Below are 20,219 nucleotides of genomic sequence, written 5' to 3' on the forward strand. Positions count from 1 at the left end.
GAGGTTAGATATGGCCAGCGATAGCAATAAAGACAAGGACATACAAGCAGTTGCGGTTAATAAGCCGCCTCAGCTTGACCTATTCAGCCTGAGCGATAGCCGGGACAGAAATTATAGTAATAGCATCGACATTTACGATGCATTGCCTAAATATTCTCTGGAGAAGCGTCGTCGATTCACAGACCTTAACAGCGCGGTAAGAGAGCGCGAGTGCCGTATAGGCGACCGCGTTATAAAGGTTAAAGTTAAGCCAGCTATTATCGAGAATAGTAAAGGCAAACATGAGCTAGTTTATCCTGGTGAGCGTGAAGAGATTATAGAAGACGCTTTAAGAAAACTGGCTGTTAATGGCGGAAGCGTCATGATCGATGGTAAAGTTGGTGTTCTTTTTACTTTCTACGAGTTGCGTGCTGAGTTACGCCGGAACAAACATGAGTTCAAACTCAGCGAGATAAAGGAGGCGATACTTGTATGCCGTGGCGCACAGCTTGAAACGGTCACCAATGATAATGAAACTGTTATTTCCTCAAGCTTTTTTCCTATGGTCGGCCTAACCACGCGAAAAGATATTCAGATGCGTGAAGGCGATACTAAATGCTATGTACAGTTTAACCCTTTAGTAACTGAGAGCATTCTTAAACAAACTTTCCGTTTATATGACTATAGCACTTCGATGTCGATTAAGAGCCCTCTTGCCCGGTACATGCATAAGCGAATGAGTCACTACTGGAGCCAGGCATCAGCCAACGATCCCTATACGCCTCGTCTTATTCCTTACCTGTCAGGTAGCCCTCGCGGGCTTTCTGATCGCATGGGCAGTAATGTTCGGGCTATGAAAATTGCCCTAGACGTACTCGTTGAGCATGAGGTTATAGCTAGTTATAAAGCGAAGAGAATAACGGAAGGGAAAAAACTTGTTGATATTTACTACACAATCTTTCCTACAGATAAATTTGTCAAAACTGTTAAAAGAGCAAATTACAAAAGTAACTCAATACGGTTAAAGAAAGACTTACATACTATTAGCGAAACATCACTTTAAAATAATATTATCTTATTTCCTTTTGTGAAGTCTGGATCATTGAATGCATTTAGATGGCCTTTACTGCTTAGGGGGATAATGTACACACGGGCAACTCGTCGCCCTTCAAACCCCAGCCAGCCAGGATCGTAATTAACGGGCTGTGCTGCAGGAACCATTGAGGCGCGCATTGCAGTCCAAGCGTGTGCCATCATTGGGGGGAATGTTGCACAGATAGCCGATTCCAGACCCTCTCGATCACCTTGCTCAATAGGGGGAATGTTGCACAGATAGATGCTTCCAGACCTCCTTAATCACCGCGCCAATGACCGTAGCCAACGTCCAGTCACCCTTGTAAGCAGACTGCTATCACAGTAGGCATTCAAGAGTGTAGCTCACAGAACGTAGGTGGGAACGTTGCACCATCAGCCCCCGCGACAGGTCTTTAAAGCACGGCCAGCGTGCTCAAAAGTGTCATTCCTCCCTGGCAGGGGATTGTCGATCAGTAACAATTTGACAACAAAGAAGGTAAGGCACTATATTAAGCAGCTTCAAATGATAACGGTATAAAAGTGCTCTGATAGCTATCAACGTATCCACATTTACTGTGGGTAAGCCTGTGGAAAAGTAGCGTTTTATAGGTGGGAATGTTGCATCGTTTCGGTGGGGATACTGCACAGGTTATTTTCTGACCAGCAATTTAGCCCTCTATAGTAGGTGGGTATATTGCACAGGAGATGCAGAGCGAATCGAATCGATCCTGTCAACCTATCATGCCTTAAATCTTGCAGGTGGGAATGTTGCACAGATGGTGCCTAAATGAGCCAAAATGTGGACAAAAAGACGTTTTCTGTGGACATCAGGAGGATAACTTTGAGCCCCAGGTGGGGATGTTGCACAGCAAGCGGTGGGAATGTTGCATAGCAAGCGGTGGGGACGTTGCATCGGTTTTTGAAAGATAATGCATACTTTTCAGTGGTTTGATGCTTCTTTACTCGCTCGTAACCCTGTTTTAACCCAGCCTTAACCCTTTAACCTTTTTATATTAACCAGCCTTTCCTAACACCCCCCAAGCCACCGAGTTTCTTTGTGGGCCGTTAGAAGAGCAGTATCAACATCACAGCAGGTTTAACAATTAAAGGATAGCCCATATCGAGTAGGGTGAGGCGTTACCGCCTCATCCCTCTCACAGAACCGTACATACGGGCCACGTATACGGCTCATGCCATTAACTTACCCCGAACTCGGGGACAGTGATGCCCGTTTTGATCTTGGTTAAGTCCAGCAACCTCAGATCGTCGTGCAAGTAGGCGTTGGGGATCGCCAGATGGGCCAGCGGCGACGCCGCGTTACACCAGCTTTGCATCTTGATGTACTGGAACGGAGGACGGTAGCCCAACTGTTTCAGCCTTCGATGCAGCCGACCCGGCTTCTTCCACTGCTTGAGCTGGACGCAGCGTAGTCGACGCCTCACCCAACTCATCATCTGCTTTAACACCCTCGCGCAGTTCGCTACCCGGAAGTAGTTGGCAAAGCCGCGCAGCACAGGATTCAACTCGCGGATGATCACCGCAAGCCCCACACCTCGATTACGCTTCGTCAACGCTTTCACCTTCTGCTTAAGTGTCACCACCTTCTTTTCCTGGATGCGGGTGTACTTGGTGTGGATCACTACCCCCAGGAACTTGATCCCCTCGTCGCTGTGCGCGATGTGGGTCTTAGTGGCATTGACTGTCAGCTTCAGCTCAACTTCCAGATAACATTGGGCTACCCTCAACGCATTCTCCGCGCCTGCTCGTGAGCTGCACAGGACCAGGATATCGTCCGCGTAGCGGACGATTCGATGACCCCGTGCCTTCATAAACTGGTCGAAGGCGTCCAGGTAGACGTTGGCGATCAGCGGACTGATCACGCCGCCCTGGGGGCTGCCCTGTGCCGTCTCTTCAAGGTGGCACCCCACCATCACGCCGCTTTCCAGGCACTGGCGCAGCAGCGACAATACACTGCCGTCCGTGATCCGTTGGCGGAACTGGCGGATGATCAGGTCGTGGTTTAACGTGTCGAAGCATTTCGACAAGTCCATATCCACTACCCATTCACGCCGGTAGCGGCGGATGAACAACGCCGCTTTGCTGATAGCGTGGTGACCACTGCGTCCCGGACGATACCCGTAGCTCGAGGGGTGAAAGTCCGGCTCGAAGAGCGGTTCGATGATACTGCGTAATGCCTGTTGCACAACCCGGTCTCGAACCGTGGGAATACCCAACAGACGTTCACCGCCGTCGTCCTTGGCGATGGCAACGCGCCTGACAGGCTGCGCTCGATAGCGCTTTTCCTTCAGTTCGAGGAGCAGACACGACAGCTCCACCTCCAGATTCACCTCGAACGCACTCAGGCTCTGCCCATCGATTCCGGCCGCACCTTTGTTGCGCTTGACGTGTTTGAAGGCTTCGTACAGGCGCTGTTTTGACAGCAACTGCCCGTAAAGACTGTAGTATTTCCTCATGCCCGCTCATCTCTGTGATGACGTCGCCGATCATCGGTCTGGCTGTTGGTCTATTTCAAACGACCCGTCCGGGTACTAGCGCGTTGGCAATCTGCCGCCACGGTGTCGTTCTACTCCCTCGTTCAGAGAAGGACGAAGCCACTGTGTTCCCACAGCACCTCGACCCACTTCCCTGCCCCGTCGGGCAGCTTGTGAACACAGCGTCAACCTTCAGATCAATGTCCGTCGTTCTCATTAATGACTTCCGCCCTTCGCATCCGACCAAGGCTTTTGGCCTTGCCCAGTCCGCTGAACCTCCGCCAGCGGTCGTTCCGGTTTTGTCCTCCACGCTGTTACCAGGCTTCACAGGTCGGAACTTCCTCACTACTACGGCGTCATCTGCCACCTCGCACCCATTGCGGTCTTGGCTTTCACCTTGAGCCACAACCTCCGGCTACGCCGGATGCGGTGTCAGGCTTCCCCGGTTACTGCACCGGCTCCCTGTTAACGATGCCACCCTCAAACACAGCACAGGCCTGACTGAGTATCGGGCGTCGCGCTATTTTGCACGCTTACCCACCTGTACTGCCGAAGCAGGTTCACTTGCGCTGTGTACCGTTAACCTCCTATGGCTTCCTTCAGACCCCACCGTTAGCCAGTGACGCCCTTGCCGGTCGGATTATCTTCCCCTCAGTCGGGGTGACGACACCTTCTTTCAGGTGACCGGGTTTGCCGGCTTCGCCGGGCAAACAAAAAAGCCTCACCAGCTGGAATGCTGGTGAGGCCATGAAAACGGCATAACCGTTGAAGTTATATCAGCCCCCTCTCTGCAAAGCTGACATGCTCGGTGCCAGCCACAATAATGTGGTCTATCACCTTTACGTCGATCACATCCAAAGCCTCTTGTAGCTTCTTCGTAATCTGACGATCAGCATCACTCTCTTGAGGACTACCGCTGTAAGCGCGCCATAAAACCCATCTACCCACATTAATGTTGGCTGATCACACTGATGGTTTCTTTGATTTTGGAGATCATCATGAGCCGCGAACTCAATTCCACTCAAGCGTTTTGGTTAGGCCACCTGTCTTATGCCGCCGCATTGGAGATACCGTTAAGTACTTATGCCGAAGCACAAGCCGTGACGTTAGCCGACCTGATGGCGTGGGAAAAACGGTTAATCGTGCAAGGGTTTCCCGTGCCACCGCGTTGTCGTCCCGCCCGGTTTGTCGCGGTGGAGGTCGTCGCATGATTCGCCCAGGCACTGATCTACAGGTGTATCTGTGCCGAGAACCCGTCGATATGCGCAAGCAAATTGATGGCTTGGCGCTGTTGGTGCAGGAAGCCATGGCCTTGAACCCGTTTGATCAAGCGCTGTTCGTGTTCGGTAATCGCCAGCGCGATAAAGTGAAACTGCTGTTCTGGGAACGTAACGGCTTTGTGGTGTGGTACAAGCGTTTAGAACGTGAGCGGTTTAAATGGCCAACGCACCTTAATGGTGAGACCGTGACGTTAACCGGCCAAGAGCTTAACTGGCTGCTGGATGGCTATAACCTGAAGGCTATGCAGCCTCACAAAGCGTTGGATTTTCAGCGGGTTGGATAGCCGTAGCGCTCCTATTTTAAGGGCGTTTTTGGTAAACTATGCAATATGAAAAACGCCACTTCCTCCTCACCGACGGTTACCCAGCTTGAGCGCAAGCTGGCCGCTGCTGACGCTGAAAATGCGCGGCTGTTGGCGTTGATGGAGAAAAAGGAAGCGCAGTGGGAGGCTACCAAGCAGTCGTTGTTTGAACAGTTCCGGCTTGCCCTGGAGCGTCAGTTCGGCCCCTCTACTGAGAAGTACCGTGTCGACCAGCGGGATCTTCTGATCAATGAAGCGGAAGTGGCGGTGGACGAGGAAGACGCATCGGAGAGCACCACCACTGTTGATGACGCGACGATCGACACCGCTACGCCTGCTAAGCGTCGCACGCGCGGCGGGCGCGTTGCGCTACCGCCAGAGTTGCCGCGTATCGAGGTTATCCATGAACTGCCCGACGAGGCGCGCCACTGCGACGATGACGGCACCGCGCTGAAGGTGATCGGTGAAGAGGTTAGCGAGGAGTTGCATGTGGTGCCCGCACGGATCGAGGTGATCCGTCATGTACGACGCAAATATGCCTGCCCGCTGTGCGAAGAGGGCGTTAACACCGCCCCAGCGCCGGCCAAGCTGTTGCCCAAGAGCAATGCCAGCGCCACGCTGCTCGCCTATATCGCGACGGCTAAATACCAGGACGCGCTGCCGCTTTATCGACAGAGCCAGATCTTTGCCCGCCATGGCGCCGAGATCCCCCGCAATACCCTGGCGCGCTGGATGGTGCAAGCGGGAGAACGGATCACCCCGCTGATCAACACGTTGCGCCAACATCTCTTAAACGCCCCGCTGATCTATATGGATGAAACCACCCTCCAGGTGAATCAAGAAGCGGATCGTAAAGCGAGTGCCACGTCTTACATGTGGGTGCAGCGCGGTGGGCCGCCGGGCCAGCAGGTGGTCTTGTTCAACTACGCGGCCAGCCGCGCCGGACGGGTGCCCGTTGATCTGCTAGGCGACTATGCGGGGCGCTTAATCACCGATGGCTATGAAGGCTACGCCGAGGTCGTGCGCCGTAATGGGATCACCCATGCGGGCTGCTGGGCGCATGCCAGGCGTAAGTTCGTCGAGGCCCAGAAGGTGCAGCCCAAGGGGAAGACCGGCAAAGCGGACTGGGCGCTGAACCAGATCCGTAAGCTATACAGCGTGGAAAAACAGGCGAAGGCCCTTGAACCCGAGGCGCGTCACGCGCTGCGTGAACAGAAGAGCCGCCCATTGATCGATCAACTGCGCACCTGGCTCGACAAGTCACTGGCCCAGGTGCTGCCCAAAAGTGCGCTGGGTAAAGCCCTGCACTACCTGGATAACCAGTGGCCCCGCCTGACCCGGTTCCTGGACGATGGCCTGATCCCGCTGGACAACAATCCGGCGGAGAACGCCATCCGTCCGTTCGTCATCGGCCGTAAAAACTGGCTGTTCAGCCATACTCCGAGCGGCGCTCAAGCCAGTGCGGCGATCTACAGCCTGATCGAAACCGCCAAAGCCAATGGTCTCTCGCCTTACGATTACTTGCAGTATGTCTTCGCGACACTGCCCACCCTCAATGATGATGAACTCAGCATGCTGCTACCCTGGCAGTGGAAAGAGACATTACCGATCTAAGAGAAATCTGCCTAGATGTGGTTAGTGGCTCGCTTACCTACCGCTAGGATGGTTGTGACACAACAATACGGCGGAAGCATTCGTTTCAATCGCACTTCTAACCACTTCCCTAGGATAGACAGCCGCCTTATCCACGGTGCCTCTAAAAAGCTCCTCATGCTTGATGACTTGATGTTGCGAGTTCAGCCACGTCACTGAGAACACTTCGTAAGGCAGTTCCGCATACTTGAGCGTCAGATAATCAACCGCTATCCAAGGAGCCGTTATCTTTGCACCCTCACTCTCAAGCTGACCATAGAACCGTGCTTCGATGATGTTCAGTGCCTCTGAGATAACAGCATCTTCACTCTCTTTACGCTGCTCTGCGGTCTCTACGGTTCCCTTTCCAGGGAAACTATAAACTTTGGCCGCCTCACTAACTGCGAACATATCCAACTGGTTGGTGTGCTTCATCATTCTCTCCTCTCTCATTCCCGCTGCCGGGTCTCGATTAGAGTTAGGGGAAGCACTGACCCCCCACCGGCTGTCACCTAGCGCCCTATCCCTTCTTGAGACCTGCACTACTGCAGGAATGAGAGAGGAGATAGATCATGAGCAAACGTGCAATCGATGGTATCCGCGAAGCACTCATACAAGGTTTGATGGAAGGCACAGCCCCCTGGCAGAAGCCTTGGAAACCAGGCGACAAAGATGTGAGCCAGCCCTATAACGCCTCTTCAGGGCGTTCTTACACTGGCTGGTCAAATATCATCAGTCTCTGGATTGCTTCAGATAAAAACGGCTACACCAGCCCTGCCTGGGTGACTTTCAAGCAAGCGAAGGATCTCTGCACTCACCCCCGCAAGGGCGAAAAGGCCACTCCCGTGGAATTTTGGAAATTCCACAAAAAGCGCGAGAAGAAGGAGAACGGCACAACGGAGGAGAAAATCATCCCCGTGAACCGTATCTTTTATGTGTTTAACGAGGAGCAGCTGGCGGACCCATTGACAGAGGCTGCAAAGCCACCTGTCTTAGAAGCTCAACCTGAGCCCGTGCAGTTCGTTGCACGGCTGATTGAAGCATCGGGCATCCCTTTAAGCTGGGGCGGTGACAAGGCCTACTACAGGCCCTCTACGGATGGCATACGCCTGCCCCGTCCTGAACAGTTCCATGAGGTTAGTGAAATTGCGGCCACCGGCCTGCATGAGCTGATCCATGCTACTGGTGCTCCCTCGCGCCTCAACCGGGACAAGAGCGATCGCGCTCGAGAGGAAGTAGTGGCAGAAGCTGGCGCCTGGCTTGCAGCCATGCGCTTTGGTCTCCCTGCTACCCCCGAAAACTCGGCGTCCTACCTCACTGGATGGGCTTCACGGCTCAAAGGTGACCAGGCCAAAGAGATCGACCGTGCTCTGGCTGATGCGCAGAAGGCGGTCAACTTCATCGAGCAAATGGCACAACAGTGCGGTTTGATCGACGGAGAAGAAGACTCAACTGCAGCAACCGCGGCAGCTTGATTTTTTTCTTTACCATTCAACAGCCTCCCCCTCGGGAGGCTTTTTTTTGTGTTTAGTCACTGCGGTGGGGATGTTGCACCGATCCCGCAACAGCTATGGCTTTCAACATTGGCACGATCTTTCCCAATAGATTTCCTGCACTGGTTGCATTCTTAGGTGGGAATGTTGCACAGCAGATCATCTAGTAGGCTGCGCTAGCATTATTTTTAGGGTTAGCGAAGCTGTTGACTATATTGTATGTATGTATCTTATGTATAATACATACATACAATACATACACTAGGAGATAGCCCGGCATGACTATTAAGCCGGAAATACGGCAACGCATCATTGATGCTGCCGAGAAGCTGGTATCCGAAGGCATCGACAGGCCCACCAATGAACAGGTGCGCGAATGCCTGGGTGGTGGCTCCCTGTCGCATATTTCCCCGGTCATGCGTGAGTGGCGCGATAGCCTAAAAGACAATGCCATCGCTGTGCGAGAAATGCCGAATGAGATCCGCACTGTCTTGGAGCGGGTTGGAGCTGAACTATGGCGCTCCGCTAGCCAGCACGCTGATGAAGAAGTCGAGAAGATACGCGCAGAGTCCGAACAGCGCGAGAAAGCTGCCAACGAAGAGCGAGATGAGGCGCTACGCGAGATTGAGCGACTAGAGGCCAGCATCGCAACCTTGCGTGAACACGGCCATCAGGATGGGCAGCGCATTGAGCAGCAGACGGAGGAGATCCATACGCTTGTGACGGAGAATGCCACCGCAAGGCAGCGGGCAGCGGATGCTATGGGACGAGTTACCGATTTACAAGACCAGCTCTCCCGCCAGAATCAGCAATTGGAAACCATGCGTGTTGAAGCGCAACGGCAACAAACGTTGGTCGACCACTTGCGAGACGAGAAAGCCGATAGCAGCGCCCGGTTGGCCACAATTGAAAGCGAGCTTAAAGCCGCTACACGGGAACTGGAAACCTCTAGTAAACGTGAATTGCAGCTCCAGAAAACGCTCGAGGCCGTCAACGAAGACCTCTCTTCTCTTCAGCAGGAACATGCCAGCCTACGTGCGGAGAATGCCTCTGTTATGAGGCGCAGCGGTGAGCTGCAGGACGAGAACGCAACGCTTCGTACCGATCTCGACAAGATCAAGACATCTTCCAGCGACGCCCGTAGCGAGCTGAAGACAGCGACTAAGCGGATTGAGGAGTTGGCAAATATTCAGGAAGAGCACTCAGAAACCCGGACACAGCTGGCAATCGCTTTATCCCGCGAAGAGGATCTGCGCAAGCAGTTAGCTGACCATCAGAAACGGCTAAAATCAAACAAAAAAGACTAGGGACCAAAGGCAGAGTGATGAGGTACAGGTCAGCCAGGTTACTGACCGGGCTCATGCTGATAATGGCACCAACCGTGGCCACTGCTGATATTATCATAGGCACCTGGTACGTGCGCCAGCTTGGCTGATTACCGATTGCCAAAGTGATACACCCTGGTAGAAGCGCAGAATGGATTCTTCTCCAGCACGAGCAAGTTCAAACCCAAATTACACCGGCTTTCCAATCCTTATATCTAGGGAGGGAAAGATTACTGAGGAAGCCCTGGACATTTGTATAGCGCATCTGATCAAGCGTGGCAGGGTTCAATCCAGGAAGTCGTGGATAACATGCCGGAAAGCGTTGTATCAGTTCTTTGGCTGGTGTGAGGTGAATGCTATTGACTGGCGTGATGTGGGCAATGACCGAGAAACTACGGTATTCGCGGAGTTCCGGGGCTGGAACCTAAGCCCCGAGGGCGGTGCCTTGCCGCAGCAACGGTGAATGCCCGGCTACGACTTCTTTGCGCATTCTATCGGTATGGCACCAAGTGTGGTTGGGTGATGACTGTTCCGTATGCCATGAAAACGGTAATGGTTAGGCAACCTACAGGCCTCCTCGCTCACGTCGGTGCGAGTGGAGGAAGACGTACGACCGCAGATGTCACGCTGAAGACGCCACGAACCGTAATTTGGGTGCTAAGCAAGCATCAATCGATTGATCTCCTGAGTGCCATCACCAATCCCACGCATACGCTGTACTCAATGATGCAATCCAAGGCTCAGACCTATGCCTTGCTCTACGTGCGCGACCGACTGGGCCATGCCTCGGTCGCAACTACTGAGAAATACTTGCACTGTCTCTAACTTTAATTAGTTTGATAGACGCAAATAATAGGCTGCTTTTGGCCGAGGCTATGTGAAAACTCTCGAGCCGTAAACAATATGGTTGACGTAAGCGAAATCGGTAGAATTTTTATAAATGAAAAGCTTTAGAGTCAGCGAAAGAGCACCGCAACCAACAGGCCAGCTTTGATCACTCAATTAAAGGGTCATAAACTGCTCATCTTCCTAGTCTGTAAACGCGTAGACATCGTAAGGACCGTCTTGTGGCCCTGGCATACCTGGCGTACCAATCGGCATACCTGCTAAACCAATTCCATCTATTTTAGGCTGTTGCTCAAACAGCGCCTTTACGGCTTCCATCGGAAGGTGACCTTCAACCCAATACTCGCCTATTTCGATGGTATGGCACGATCCCAGACCATAGGGAACGCCCGCCTGCTGCTTGATATCACCCAGCTCGACGTCATCAATAATGGTGACGTCTACGCCAAGTTTCTCAAGATGGCGCGCATATTCATCACAGCAGCCGCACTGGGGGTTTTTATACAGTGTTGCCTCTGGCGGTAACGCCGCTTGAGCGGAGACCGTCCCAAGCAGCATGAAACCCGAGAGCAAAAGTTTGGTTGTCATATGTCGCATTATTTTCAACTCCTTAACGTGAACGACTGAAGAGGTACTTGGCCAGCGACGCGATCGCCAAGCCAACTAATAACAGCATGGCCAGGGGCATCAACCAGCCTAACCACCCCATTGACCCCATAAAAGCAAAGCATTTCGCGTTCATTATGGCATCACTCCTATAAGGAATAGGCAATCCCCATGGCTTATTGCGAGCCATGGTGGCTGGGCATGCTTCCACTCATTTGTTCACGCTGCTCGTCGGTTAGTAAGTCCTGCATCTGGTTATGCATGCGCACGTTATCAGCCATCATATCGCCATGAAGGCTGGCCATTTGAGCATGCAGCGTCTTTACTTTCCATTGTTCAGGGCGTTCAGTCTGCATGATTTGCATCATGTCGTCGCGCAGGTTCATCAATTCGCCCATCCGCTCAAGCTGGGCCGCGCGGTGTTCTTGGCGCATCTCACGCATGGTACTCATCTGCTGCTCGTCGAGCATACCGCCCATGCTCCCCATGCCTCCCATCATTGGACAAGGCATCATCCCGCTTTGCCCTCCCATCATCATTCCTGGGTACATGTCTTCTTGACTGCCCATCATCATGCCCGAACCCATACCGACTTGGCCGTCCATCATATTGCCCTGACCTTGGGCGCCTTGGCTCATACCTTGAGCGAAAATGGCGCTGCTGGGGACACTGAGGCTTGCAGCCAGACCAATGGCAAAGATCATCTTGTGCTTAACCATGATATTTCCTCTTATCATGTTGCTGGTCGAGACATCGCCTTATCCATTAAAAATGGAAGAAGGCGGAGTTAGCTTTCGTTATAAACCTACAACCTATAGGTGGCCCAAAGGTAAAGGAGAAACCGATCCCAATACCTAAGTGTTGTCACAGATCATTTTTTCCGCCATTTTCAGCCCTGTTTCAGGTTGGCACGTTATAACACCGACTCATTTCCATGAAGAAAAGCACGACGCCATGCGCCTTGTTCGCCAAACAGGGCAGATGAACGATGTAAGAAGGCTCAGCCGAATCAGTTTTAGCGCCTCCGCGATGAAGTAACGGCATCCATTCAACCCTAAAAATATATAAGGATACGGTATGCAAAAGAAGACGAGTTCGCTCCCTATCATTCACGCTACCTTAGCAACGCTGTTGCTGTCGCTAGCAATCCCAGTGCTGGCCCATGAAGGGGGCGCAAGCACTTCACCTAAGGATGGCGTGACCATTCAGGATTCCCCAGCAGAGATTGGCATTGAGTTTGGTGGCATGATGCGTATCACCCAGTTTGAAGTGACAGGCCCGGACGGCTCTGTTCCTCTTGATGGTCAGCCAGGCAGTGAACAGGTCGAACGCTACTTCGTAAAACCAGGTGAAATTCTTTCGGCTGGGGACTACCAGGTACGCTGGCGCGGCCTATCGGATGACGGGCACATGATGACCGACGGTTTTAACTTCTCGGTCGAGCCCTGACCCATGGCCTGGTGGTTCTCCGTAAATAGCCTCGACGTCTGGACCGTCGCGATGATTCTCGTGGCGGCCGGGGTTTACCTCAGTGCCCTAGTCGCGACGGGAGCCGTGTTGTTTCGTCTAGCATTTCCCCAACTCCCTGAACATGACCGGAGGCACGTCGCCCGCATGGGTGTCCTTGCTGTCTGGGCCGGGATTATCCTGATTCTGTTCCAGTGGCCTTTAGAAGCTGGTTACCTTGGGGGCGGCAATATAGCGGCTGCAACCAACCCAATGCTACTCGGGATCGTGTTCGAGGGTGCGTCCGGGACCCGGCTGATACTGGTGGTAACTGGCTTGCTGTTGGTCCAGGCGATTCAGCTCAATAACTTAACACTCTCAAAAACAGCCAATAGCTTGAGCCTAGTGGGCGTGTTACTGGTGATGCTGGCGTTCGTGCAGGTGGGACATACGGTGAACACCCCACGCCTCGTTCTGGCTGGCTTGCTGATCATTCACTTGATGGCGGCGGCGTTCTGGGTAGCCTCGCTGTGGCCGCTGTTCCACTTAGTGGGGCAACATTACAACCACGGCAATACCGCCCGTATTCTGACCCGTTTCGGGCAACTCGCCATGGGCGGAGTTGGCGTGTTGGTACTGGCGGGCGTCACTTTGGCCACGCTGCTAACAGGCGGTCTCACACCCCTGCTCACCACGGCATATGGACAGTTCTTGATCGGCAAAGTATTGATTGTCGCGGTGCTGCTGTTATTTGCTGCCGCGAACAAGTGGCGGCTTGTACCTGCCTTTGAGAGCGGCGACGCAACAGCCCCACGACGTTTGCAGCGCAGTATTGCGCTGGAGGTGGTGCTGGTCGTGGTTGTCCTGCTGATTACGGCGGTGCTGACAAGGGTGACATCACCGAATGGGTGACCAACAGGGCAACCACCTTGTAGAGCCGATCCAGAGATCGAACATTAACGGTCGCCTTCTTGTGGGCCGTACACTGAGGTTTAGGCGGATGCTGCCATAGGCATTGCACCAAAAAGACGAAAAGTCATTGCTGCAGTGTTGACACTAATTAGAGAGCAGTATCTAGTCAGGATCCATCATCATATTAGAAATACTGTTGTGCAGCAGATCCTATTATTACGTTAGGTTCAGGCTCGTTTCAGGTTAACACCGTATAAAGAACAAGTGACAATAACCTCTGAGGTAAATGACCATGCGCAAAAACACTTTAGTAACGTCTTTATTTGCTCTTTCACTAGGCTTAGTAACAAGCGCCACGTGGGCTGCACCTGGCCATGGCGGCGGGGATAGCGGCCTAACTGAGTCTGACGTCGACCGCACGATCAGTCTCGAGGCTGGCGATATGTGGTTCGACCCTGAAGAGCTAGAACTGGCGGCTGGGGAGGTGATCTTACCCAGCAACAGTGGACACTGGTTTAAGCGATCATTCGGGCTTCAAAGGCCTCTGGGCTGATCATCCCAATAGCACTGTGCCGCCGTTGTTTGTTGTAGTCCAGTTCGACGTACTCAAACACCTGGCGCCTCATATCGTTTCGCGTTGTAAATTGCTCCCCATGGATCGCTTCAACCTTGAGGCTGTGGAAGAAGCTTTCGGCACAGGCATTATCATAGCAGTTGCCTTTGGCGCTCATGCTGCACGTAAGCTCATGCCGGGTAAGCAGCGATTGGTAACGCGTGGAACAGTACTGACTACCTCGATCCGAATGGACTATCACGCCTTTGGGCATTTTGCGTCTCCATAGCGCCATCTGTAGCGCGTCACAGACAAGATCGGCCGTCATACGCTCACTCATTGCCCAACCGACCACTTTACGAGAGTAAAGATCAATGAGCACTGCCAGGTAAAGCCAGCCTTCGCCCGTCGCCAAGTAGGTAATGTCACCCACCCACTTTTGATTAGGAGCTGAGGCCGTGAAGTTTTGTTCTAGTAGATTCGGTGCGACTGGCAGCGAATGCCGTGAGTTCGTGGTGGCCTTGAACTTACGAGCTGCTTTAGCGCGCAGGCCCTGACGCTGTAAGCTGGCAGCCACCGTCTTACGGTTGATCGGCATCCCATCATCTCGCAGGTCTAGCGTTAGTCTCGGGGCGCCTGAGCGGCCTTTGCGTTGGTGATAAGCCTTGGCCACATGCTGATCGATAATGGCTTGCTGGCTGCGTTTTGGGGACGATGCGCCTTCGCGTTGCCGCCAAGCGTAGTAGCCACTCCGAGCGACCCCGACAACATGGCACATACGCTGAATACTGAACGCCTGACGATGACGGTGGATAAAGGCGTACTTCACTTCAGGCTTTTCGCAAAGTACACCGCGGCCTTTTTTGTGATGGCCAGCTCTTCATTTGCCTCGGCTAGTTGGCGCTTCAAGCGGGCGTTTTCTTCTGCCAACGACCGCTCTCGCTCGGATGTGTCTTGCTGCAGCTGTGCTTTAGATCGCCACTGATAGAGCTGACTCGCGTGTATTCCCAGCTCACGCGCCGCTGCTGCAACGCCAATGCGATCCGCAAGCGCTAAGGCTTCTTGCCGGTAGGCATCTGAGTAACGGGTATATGATTTTTTCTTCATTGATGTTGTCGATCTTGCCATGGTTCACCTCATCGTAACGTATGACGTTCTTGAGGTGTCCACCGTTACTGGGCAGGATCAGTTTGTGAGAAACCCTTTTCGCGTACATCGGCGAAAAAATCAGCAATCGTGCGCTCTTGGAAGTTGTAATAGCCTTCCATGGTTTTCAGATTACGGAACACCGACATCGGTTCTTCAAAGGTCCAGTCGGTGAGCAGTAACACATGCTCACGGTCGTAACGGATAGGCTCGCGCTCGGCGGCGTCGATAATCAGCGGCCCCGCATGGCCTAGCTGTTCCTGCAGACCTGAGTGGCTGTGGTACCAGTAGGTGCCGTTCTGCCTGACAGGGAAACGATAGGTAAAAGTTTCACCAGGGGCGATACCGGCAAAACTGACACCAGGCACACCATCCATTTCCGGCGGTAGAATAAGACCATGCCAGTGGATGGAGGTGGACTCGTCCAGCAGGTTGGTGACACGCAGTACGGCGTCTTGACCTTCTTTCAAACGAATCAGCGGGCCAGGACTGGTACCGTTAATGGTAATTGGGTGGGCTTCTTGTCCGTCAATCGGAATGGATTCACGGCGGATAGCGAGTGATATCTCGGGCCCTTCTTCGACGCCCTGTGCATAGACATTCGTACGGCCCCAGGGGCTTGCCCAGGCGGGAGTTAGTCCCATTGCGGCAGCGGAACCTAACCCTAAGGCAGCACCGCCTTTTAGGACTTGCCGGCGAGAAAGCGGGTGAGAAATAATGCTTGAGCGTGCCATGTGTAACTCCCATCAATGATGAATGGCACCATCTTGATGGAAGAACCTGAAACAAAGCTGAATAATGATTAATTAGCTACTTCACCCGCTAGAGGCAGGGTAATCGTAACGCGCAAGCCCCCCAGTGGACTACGCTCAAAATGTGAGTGCCCCAAGTAACGTTCAACTAACTGCGCAAGAATCGACAGGCCTAAACCGTAGCCGGGACGGCGTTCATCCAGTCGTGCGCCACGCTCTCCCAAGCGCGAAAGATCTTCTTCTGCAACGCCGAAACCGTCATCATCAGTGGTGAGCGTGAGTGTGGTAGCGGAGGCGGCAATATCGCAATTAACGCACCTATTCGCCCATTTGCCAGCGTTATCGAGCACGATGCCTAATATTTCAGAAAAGTCGTGAGCCTCAATAGGCACTAGGTCTTTCTCGCCTGCCGAGTGGGTGAGGTTGAAGATACGCTCAGGGTAAAGGCTGCGGAACATCTCTATGAGCCGTGAACTATCTCGCGTGACGTTCGCCATTCGACCCGCGTTAGGCCCTGCAATACGCGAACGACGCAGCTCTGCAGCTAACTGAGCGTTAATATCTTCAATACGGCTGAGCAGTTTATGCCGTCGGTTTTCATCAATGGGCCGATTGCCGCGCAGTACTTGGGTAATTGCTGCCAGCGGGGTTTTTAAAGCATGAGAAAGATTGGCGACTGATTCCCGCGAGCGTTGTAATCGATGATCGATATCATCCATAAACCAGTTCAGCTGGTCGACTAATTCATCTAGCTCGGAAGGGGCTACTAATAACAAGCGATCACGTTTGCCTGATCGCAAGGCTTCAAGTTGTTGACGCAGTTGCCAAAGTGGCGTGAGTCCACGGTTAACCGCTAGCATATTGAGTATGATGAGCATTCCTAAAAGCACGGCGGCAATTCCACCGACCCACCAATGCAAGGTAGCAAGTCCTGCTTCTACCTGAGAAAAATCCTCACCCACCAGTAATACGCCGTTAGAACCCTGCCACTCAAAATGGCGGCGGTAGACGAGCATGTGCTGATCGTTATGTTTAACGTCCACAAGAGCATCGCCGTTCTCTTCCAGCAGAGGCGCCAGCTGTTGCTGCCATTGCGGGTCGGAAGCGCTGACCGAACCGTTAAAGCGGAGTACGTAGAGATGATGAAAGACTTGATAGCCTTGGCTAACCGAGTCTAGCGCAGTCGGGACAGCCGATTGATCCTGCTCTAGCTGTGCGACCGCATGATTGGCTTCGCGCTGAAGACGCTCACCCAAAAAATCCCGAGCAAGATTCTGTAACAATATGCCATGCAGTAGCCAGGTCGTCACCACCACAAATAGCGCCACGCCACCTAGCCAGGCGAGTAGTCGAAAACGTAAACTGCGCCGATCAATGTGAAACAAAGAAATACCCCTGGCCGCGCCGCGTTTGAATCACCGATTTGCCGAGATAACGGCGCAGACGAGCGACATAGACTTCGACCAAGTTAGGCGCGGCGGCATCCTGCTCCAATGCGTAGAGCTGCTCTAGTAACTGCTCTTTCGAGTGAATGCGGTCTGGATGAAGCATTAAGTAGCGCAGTAACCGAAACTCGGTCGCTGTGAGCGAACGCCACGTTTCACCTTCTAAGCACACTCGTTGACCCGCTTCATCCAACGAAACGCCGTTAAGCGTGATCACTTGAGATAACTGACCAGACTGCCTACGTAGCAAGGCCTTCAGCCGGGCCATCAGTTCGGCTTCGTGGAAGGGCTTGGTAAGATAGTCATCGGCCCCCGTCTCAAGGCCGACAACTTTATCTTCCCAGGTATCGCGGGCCGTCAGGATCAAAATAGGCGTGTCGCGTTTTTGCCTGCGCCACTGGGCGAGCAGATCCAGCCCTGAGCCGTCGGGCAAACCGACATCTAAGATCGCCAGTTCATAATGCTCGGTTGCCATCAGCGACTTGGCCGCTTTCAAGGAAGCGGCCAAATCAACCAGGTAACCGTTGTCTTTGAGACTCTCTGCCAAGCTTTCCGCTAGCAAGTCATCATCTTCAAGTAGCAACAGTTTCATGGATATACGTCAGATTAGAGAGAAAAATTGCCGTACATGCCGGATTCGTAATGGCCGGGAATGTTACAGGCATACTCTAGCTCGTTAACATTATCAGGAACACGCCATAATAGAGACCCAGTCTCGCCAGGTGCAATGGTCACCCCTGCCATGCTCATATTGGCCATATCGTGACCATCGCCGTTTGACATATTGGACATATCGTGGCCTTCACCGTGTGCCATATTTGACATGTCATGGCCTCCGCCATTGGCCATGTTTAGCATCATCTGGCGATGTTCTTCTTGGGCTTCTTTGCTACCAATCACAAATTCGTGTTCTAGATTGCCGGTGTTAGTAATTTCAAATTTAACCACCTCCCCTGCCGCCATTTCTAGCGCTTCAGGGTCGAACCACATATCGCCAGCTTCAAGGCTGATCGTGCGGTCAACGTCAGCCTCCGTTAGGCCATTGTCACCACTGCCTTGGCCGGGCGCAGCCCAAGCCGCACTCGTTATCAAACTTAGTGAAAGGGCAAACATAGACGTTGTTAAGGAGATGTTGCGCATGGTCATTTACCTCAGAGGTTAGTGTCACTTGTTCTTTATACGGTGTTAACCTGAAACGAGCCTGAACCTAACGTAAAAATATGACCTGCTACCCAAAAGCATTTCTAACATGATGATGGATCCTGACCCCCTGATTAGAGTCAACGCTGCAGCAATGACTTTTCGTCTTGTTGGTGCAATTGCCTATGGCAGCCTCCGCCTAAACCTCAGCGTAAGGCCCATAAGAAGGCGACCGTTAATTTCGAGCTCTGGAACGGCTCAACAAGGTGGTTGACCTGTTAGTCACCCATTCGGTGATGACACTCTTGTCAGCACTGCCGTGATCAACAAGATAACCGCGACCAGCACCATCTCCAGTGCAATACTTCTCTGTAACCGTCCTGGGGCTGTTGCGTCGCCGCTCTCAAAGGCCGGCACAAGCCGCCACTTGTTCGCGGCAGCAAATAACAGTAGCGCCGCCACAATCAATACCTTGCCGATCAAGAACTGTCCATATGCCGTGGTGAGCAGTGGCGTGAGACCGCCCGTTAACAGCGTGGCCAACGTGACGCCCGCGAGTACCAACAAGCCGACTCCGCTTATGGCGATTTTCCCGAAACGGGTCAGAATGTGGGCGGTATTGTCCTGGTTGTGACCCCGTCCTACTAAATGGAACAGCGGCCAAAGCGAGGCCACCCAAAATGCTGCCGCCATCAGGTGAACGATCAGCAAGCCAGCCAGAACGAGGCGTGGGGTGTTTACTGTATGCCCCACCTGCACGAATGCCAGCATCACCAATAAAACGCCTACTAGGCTCACGCTGTTGGCTGTTTTCGAGAGCGCTAAGTTATTAAGCTGAATCGCCTGAACCAGCAGCAAGCCAGCTACCGCCAGCATTAGCCGGACCCCGGACGCACCCTCAAACACGATTCCGAGCAGCATTGGGTTGGTTGCAGCCGCTATATTGCCGCCCCCAAGGTAACCAGCTTCTAAAGGCCACTGGAACAGAATCAGAATGACCCCCGCCCAGGCAGCAAAGATGCCCATGCAGGCGACGCGCCTCCGGTCGTGATCAGGGAGTCGGGGAAACGCTAGACGAAACAACACGGCCCCCGTCGCGACTAGGGCGTTAAGGTAAATCCCGGCCGCCACGAGAATCATCGCGACGGTCCAGACATCAAGGCTATTTACTGAGGGCCACCAGACCACGGGTCAAGGCTCGACCGAGAAGTTAAAACCGTCAGACATCATGTGCCCGTCATCCGATAGGCCACGCCAGCGCACCTGGTAATCTCCAGCCGAAAGAGTGTCACTGGGCTTTACGAAGTAGCGATCGACCTGTTCACTGCCTGGCTGACCATCAAGAGGAACGGGGCCGTCCGGGCCTGCCACTTCAAACTGGGTGATGCGCATCATGCCACCAAACTCGATGCCAATCTCTGCTGGGGAATCCTGCATGGTGACGCCATCCTTAGGCGAAGTGCTTGCGCCCCCTTCATGGGCCAACGCTGGGCTTGCGAGCGACAGCAACAGCGTTGCTAAGGTAGCGTGAATAATAGGGAGCGAAGTCGTCTTCTTTTGCATACCGTATCCTTATATTTTTTTAGGCTTGAATGGATGGTGTTACTTCATCGTGGAAGCTTCAAATCTGATTCGGTTGAGCCTTCAGACATCGTTCATGTGCCCTATTTGACGAACAAGGTACATGGCATCTTGCTCTTAAAGAACCAAGAGAGTATTCAGGGATTCTTTGGCTGCTGGGTTTTCGCTTCTTGGGTGGCGATGTATTTGAGCAGCATTTGGACGCGCTCTTCTTC

The 20,219-nt window shown here is 53.1% G+C and carries 20 protein-coding genes and 1 pseudogene; 8 read left to right on the forward strand and 13 right to left on the reverse strand.

The annotated features are described in order from the left end of the window. Positions 1-10: 10 nt before the first annotated feature. A complete protein-coding gene (locus tag ACXUPB_RS22285) occupies positions 11-1,042 on the forward strand; it encodes a hypothetical protein (protein ID WP_035561720.1) in 1,032 nt (343 codons plus the stop codon). A 1,207-nt stretch (positions 1,043-2,249) separates the two neighbouring features. On the opposite strand, the gene ltrA is transcribed toward ACXUPB_RS22285, so the two are convergent. Next, positions 2,250-3,527 (reverse strand): group II intron reverse transcriptase/maturase, encoded by a 1,278-nt coding sequence (gene ltrA, locus ACXUPB_RS22290; RefSeq protein WP_472956788.1) that lies wholly within the window; start codon positions 3,525-3,527, stop codon positions 2,250-2,252. Positions 3,528-4,316: 789 nt separating this feature from the next. Next, the gene (locus ACXUPB_RS22295; protein ID WP_472956789.1) at positions 4,317-4,493 is read right to left on the reverse strand and encodes a JAB domain-containing protein; all 177 of its coding nucleotides are present in this window, start codon (positions 4,491-4,493) and stop codon (positions 4,317-4,319) included. 50 nt (positions 4,494-4,543) lie between these two features. On the opposite strand from ACXUPB_RS22295, the gene ACXUPB_RS22300 reads away from it, so the two are divergent. Genes ACXUPB_RS22300 through tnpC form a run of 3 tightly spaced genes read left to right on the forward strand, consistent with a single transcriptional unit; the run spans position 4,544 to position 6,741 of the window. Next, positions 4,544-4,756 (forward strand): hypothetical protein, encoded by a 213-nt coding sequence (locus ACXUPB_RS22300; protein ID WP_125749668.1) that lies wholly within the window; start codon positions 4,544-4,546, stop codon positions 4,754-4,756. Further along, on the forward strand, positions 4,753-5,109 hold the full coding sequence (gene tnpB, locus ACXUPB_RS22305) for an IS66 family insertion sequence element accessory protein TnpB (protein ID WP_125749665.1): 357 nt from the start codon (positions 4,753-4,755) through the stop codon (positions 5,107-5,109). The genes ACXUPB_RS22300 and tnpB overlap by 4 nt, the downstream gene beginning before the upstream one ends. A gap of 45 nt (positions 5,110-5,154) precedes the next feature. Continuing rightward, complete coding sequence (gene tnpC, locus ACXUPB_RS22310) at positions 5,155-6,741, forward strand: IS66 family transposase (protein WP_193085922.1); 1,587 nt, start codon at positions 5,155-5,157, stop codon at positions 6,739-6,741. Between the two features lie 33 nt (positions 6,742-6,774). On the opposite strand, the gene ACXUPB_RS22315 is transcribed toward tnpC, so the two are convergent. Further along, positions 6,775-7,197 (reverse strand): JAB domain-containing protein, encoded by a 423-nt coding sequence (locus ACXUPB_RS22315; RefSeq protein ID WP_472956790.1) that lies wholly within the window; start codon positions 7,195-7,197, stop codon positions 6,775-6,777. Positions 7,198-7,331: 134 nt separating this feature from the next. Between ACXUPB_RS22315 and ACXUPB_RS22320 the strand changes: the two genes are divergently transcribed. Both ACXUPB_RS22320 and ACXUPB_RS22325 read left to right on the forward strand, forming a co-directional pair. After that, positions 7,332-8,234: an ArdC family protein gene (locus tag ACXUPB_RS22320; RefSeq protein ID WP_052703848.1), complete on the forward strand. Its 903-nt coding sequence runs from the start codon at positions 7,332-7,334 to the stop codon at positions 8,232-8,234. A gap of 296 nt (positions 8,235-8,530) precedes the next feature. After that, the gene (locus ACXUPB_RS22325; protein ID WP_052703847.1) at positions 8,531-9,559 is read left to right on the forward strand and encodes a DNA-binding protein; all 1,029 of its coding nucleotides are present in this window, start codon (positions 8,531-8,533) and stop codon (positions 9,557-9,559) included. Between the two features lie 1,047 nt (positions 9,560-10,606). On the opposite strand, the gene ACXUPB_RS22330 is transcribed toward ACXUPB_RS22325, so the two are convergent. From ACXUPB_RS22330 to ACXUPB_RS22340, 3 genes are read right to left on the reverse strand one after another with little or no spacing between them, the layout of a single operon-like run. Continuing rightward, entirely contained in the window at positions 10,607-11,020 is a 414-nt protein-coding gene (locus ACXUPB_RS22330) for a DUF411 domain-containing protein (protein WP_113270568.1), read from the reverse strand. Positions 11,021-11,033: 13 nt separating this feature from the next. Further along, positions 11,034-11,165, reverse strand: a complete 132-nt coding sequence (locus ACXUPB_RS22335) for a hypothetical protein (RefSeq protein ID WP_274542010.1) — start codon at positions 11,163-11,165, stop codon at positions 11,034-11,036. Positions 11,166-11,205: 40 nt separating this feature from the next. Further along, a complete protein-coding gene (locus ACXUPB_RS22340) occupies positions 11,206-11,748 on the reverse strand; it encodes a hypothetical protein (protein ID WP_113270567.1) in 543 nt (180 codons plus the stop codon). Positions 11,749-12,106: 358 nt separating this feature from the next. On the opposite strand from ACXUPB_RS22340, the gene ACXUPB_RS22345 reads away from it, so the two are divergent. Then, a complete protein-coding gene (locus ACXUPB_RS22345; protein WP_035561708.1) occupies positions 12,107-12,478 on the forward strand; it encodes a copper resistance CopC family protein in 372 nt (123 codons plus the stop codon). Between the two features lie 3 nt (positions 12,479-12,481). Then, positions 12,482-13,387 carry a copper resistance D family protein gene (locus ACXUPB_RS22350; RefSeq protein WP_113270566.1) on the forward strand — a complete coding sequence of 302 codons (906 nt, stop codon included), beginning with the start codon at positions 12,482-12,484 and terminating at the stop codon, positions 13,385-13,387. Between the two features lie 515 nt (positions 13,388-13,902). Here the strand turns inward: ACXUPB_RS22350 and ACXUPB_RS22355 are convergent. The 7 genes and pseudogenes from ACXUPB_RS22355 to ACXUPB_RS22385 all read right to left on the reverse strand — a co-directional run bounded on the left by ACXUPB_RS22355 (position 13,903) and on the right by ACXUPB_RS22385 (position 19,986). Beyond that, a protein-coding gene (locus ACXUPB_RS22355) for an IS3 family transposase (RefSeq protein WP_101146503.1) occupies positions 13,903-15,068 on the reverse strand; the annotation gives its coding sequence in 2 pieces (ribosomal slippage) (positions 13,903-14,807 and positions 14,807-15,068; 1,167 coding nt in all). 59 nt (positions 15,069-15,127) lie between these two features. Further along, positions 15,128-15,820: pseudogene (locus ACXUPB_RS22360) on the reverse strand (multicopper oxidase domain-containing protein); the annotation flags it as partial. Positions 15,821-15,888: 68 nt separating this feature from the next. Further along, complete coding sequence (locus ACXUPB_RS22365) at positions 15,889-17,223, reverse strand: ATP-binding protein (RefSeq protein WP_472956791.1); 1,335 nt, start codon at positions 17,221-17,223, stop codon at positions 15,889-15,891. Further along, positions 17,210-17,875 (reverse strand): response regulator transcription factor, encoded by a 666-nt coding sequence (locus ACXUPB_RS22370; RefSeq protein WP_253504460.1) that lies wholly within the window; start codon positions 17,873-17,875, stop codon positions 17,210-17,212. Before ACXUPB_RS22370 ends, ACXUPB_RS22365 begins: the two co-directional genes overlap by 14 nt. A 14-nt stretch (positions 17,876-17,889) precedes the next feature. Beyond that, on the reverse strand, positions 17,890-18,423 hold the full coding sequence (locus tag ACXUPB_RS22375; protein ID WP_253504464.1) for a cupredoxin domain-containing protein: 534 nt from the start codon (positions 18,421-18,423) through the stop codon (positions 17,890-17,892). A 282-nt stretch (positions 18,424-18,705) separates the two neighbouring features. Further along, complete coding sequence (locus ACXUPB_RS22380) at positions 18,706-19,611, reverse strand: copper resistance D family protein (protein WP_472956792.1); 906 nt, start codon at positions 19,609-19,611, stop codon at positions 18,706-18,708. Positions 19,612-19,614: 3 nt separating this feature from the next. After that, the gene (locus ACXUPB_RS22385; RefSeq protein ID WP_472956793.1) at positions 19,615-19,986 is read right to left on the reverse strand and encodes a copper resistance CopC family protein; all 372 of its coding nucleotides are present in this window, start codon (positions 19,984-19,986) and stop codon (positions 19,615-19,617) included. Between the last annotated feature and the right edge of the window lie 233 nt (positions 19,987-20,219).

The sequence above is a fragment of the Vreelandella sp. DA03-1M genome, assembly GCF_055725665.1.

Excerpts from the sequence above, each read along its gene's own strand:
- ACXUPB_RS22330 (WP_113270568.1), bottom strand. The coding sequence starts at position 11,020 with ATGCGACATATGACAACCAAACTTTTGCTCTCGGGTTTCATGCTGCTT.
- tnpC (WP_193085922.1), top strand. The coding sequence starts at position 5,155 with ATGAAAAACGCCACTTCCTCCTCACCGACGGTTACCCAGCTTGAGCGC.
- ACXUPB_RS22285 (WP_035561720.1), top strand. The coding sequence starts at position 11 with ATGGCCAGCGATAGCAATAAAGACAAGGACATACAAGCAGTTGCGGTT.
- ACXUPB_RS22345 (WP_035561708.1), top strand. The coding sequence starts at position 12,107 with ATGCAAAAGAAGACGAGTTCGCTCCCTATCATTCACGCTACCTTAGCA.
- ACXUPB_RS22340 (WP_113270567.1), bottom strand. The coding sequence starts at position 11,748 with ATGGTTAAGCACAAGATGATCTTTGCCATTGGTCTGGCTGCAAGCCTC.
- ACXUPB_RS22335 (WP_274542010.1), bottom strand. The coding sequence starts at position 11,165 with ATGAACGCGAAATGCTTTGCTTTTATGGGGTCAATGGGGTGGTTAGGC.
- ACXUPB_RS22300 (WP_125749668.1), top strand. The coding sequence starts at position 4,544 with ATGAGCCGCGAACTCAATTCCACTCAAGCGTTTTGGTTAGGCCACCTG.
- ACXUPB_RS22315 (WP_472956790.1), bottom strand. The coding sequence starts at position 7,197 with ATGATGAAGCACACCAACCAGTTGGATATGTTCGCAGTTAGTGAGGCG.
- ACXUPB_RS22385 (WP_472956793.1), bottom strand. The coding sequence starts at position 19,986 with ATGCAAAAGAAGACGACTTCGCTCCCTATTATTCACGCTACCTTAGCA.
- ltrA (WP_472956788.1), bottom strand. The coding sequence starts at position 3,527 with ATGAGGAAATACTACAGTCTTTACGGGCAGTTGCTGTCAAAACAGCGC.
- tnpB (WP_125749665.1), top strand. The coding sequence starts at position 4,753 with ATGATTCGCCCAGGCACTGATCTACAGGTGTATCTGTGCCGAGAACCC.
- ACXUPB_RS22375 (WP_253504464.1), bottom strand. The coding sequence starts at position 18,423 with ATGCGCAACATCTCCTTAACAACGTCTATGTTTGCCCTTTCACTAAGT.
- ACXUPB_RS22370 (WP_253504460.1), bottom strand. The coding sequence starts at position 17,875 with ATGAAACTGTTGCTACTTGAAGATGATGACTTGCTAGCGGAAAGCTTG.
- ACXUPB_RS22320 (WP_052703848.1), top strand. The coding sequence starts at position 7,332 with ATGAGCAAACGTGCAATCGATGGTATCCGCGAAGCACTCATACAAGGT.
- ACXUPB_RS22350 (WP_113270566.1), top strand. The coding sequence starts at position 12,482 with ATGGCCTGGTGGTTCTCCGTAAATAGCCTCGACGTCTGGACCGTCGCG.
- ACXUPB_RS22325 (WP_052703847.1), top strand. The coding sequence starts at position 8,531 with ATGACTATTAAGCCGGAAATACGGCAACGCATCATTGATGCTGCCGAG.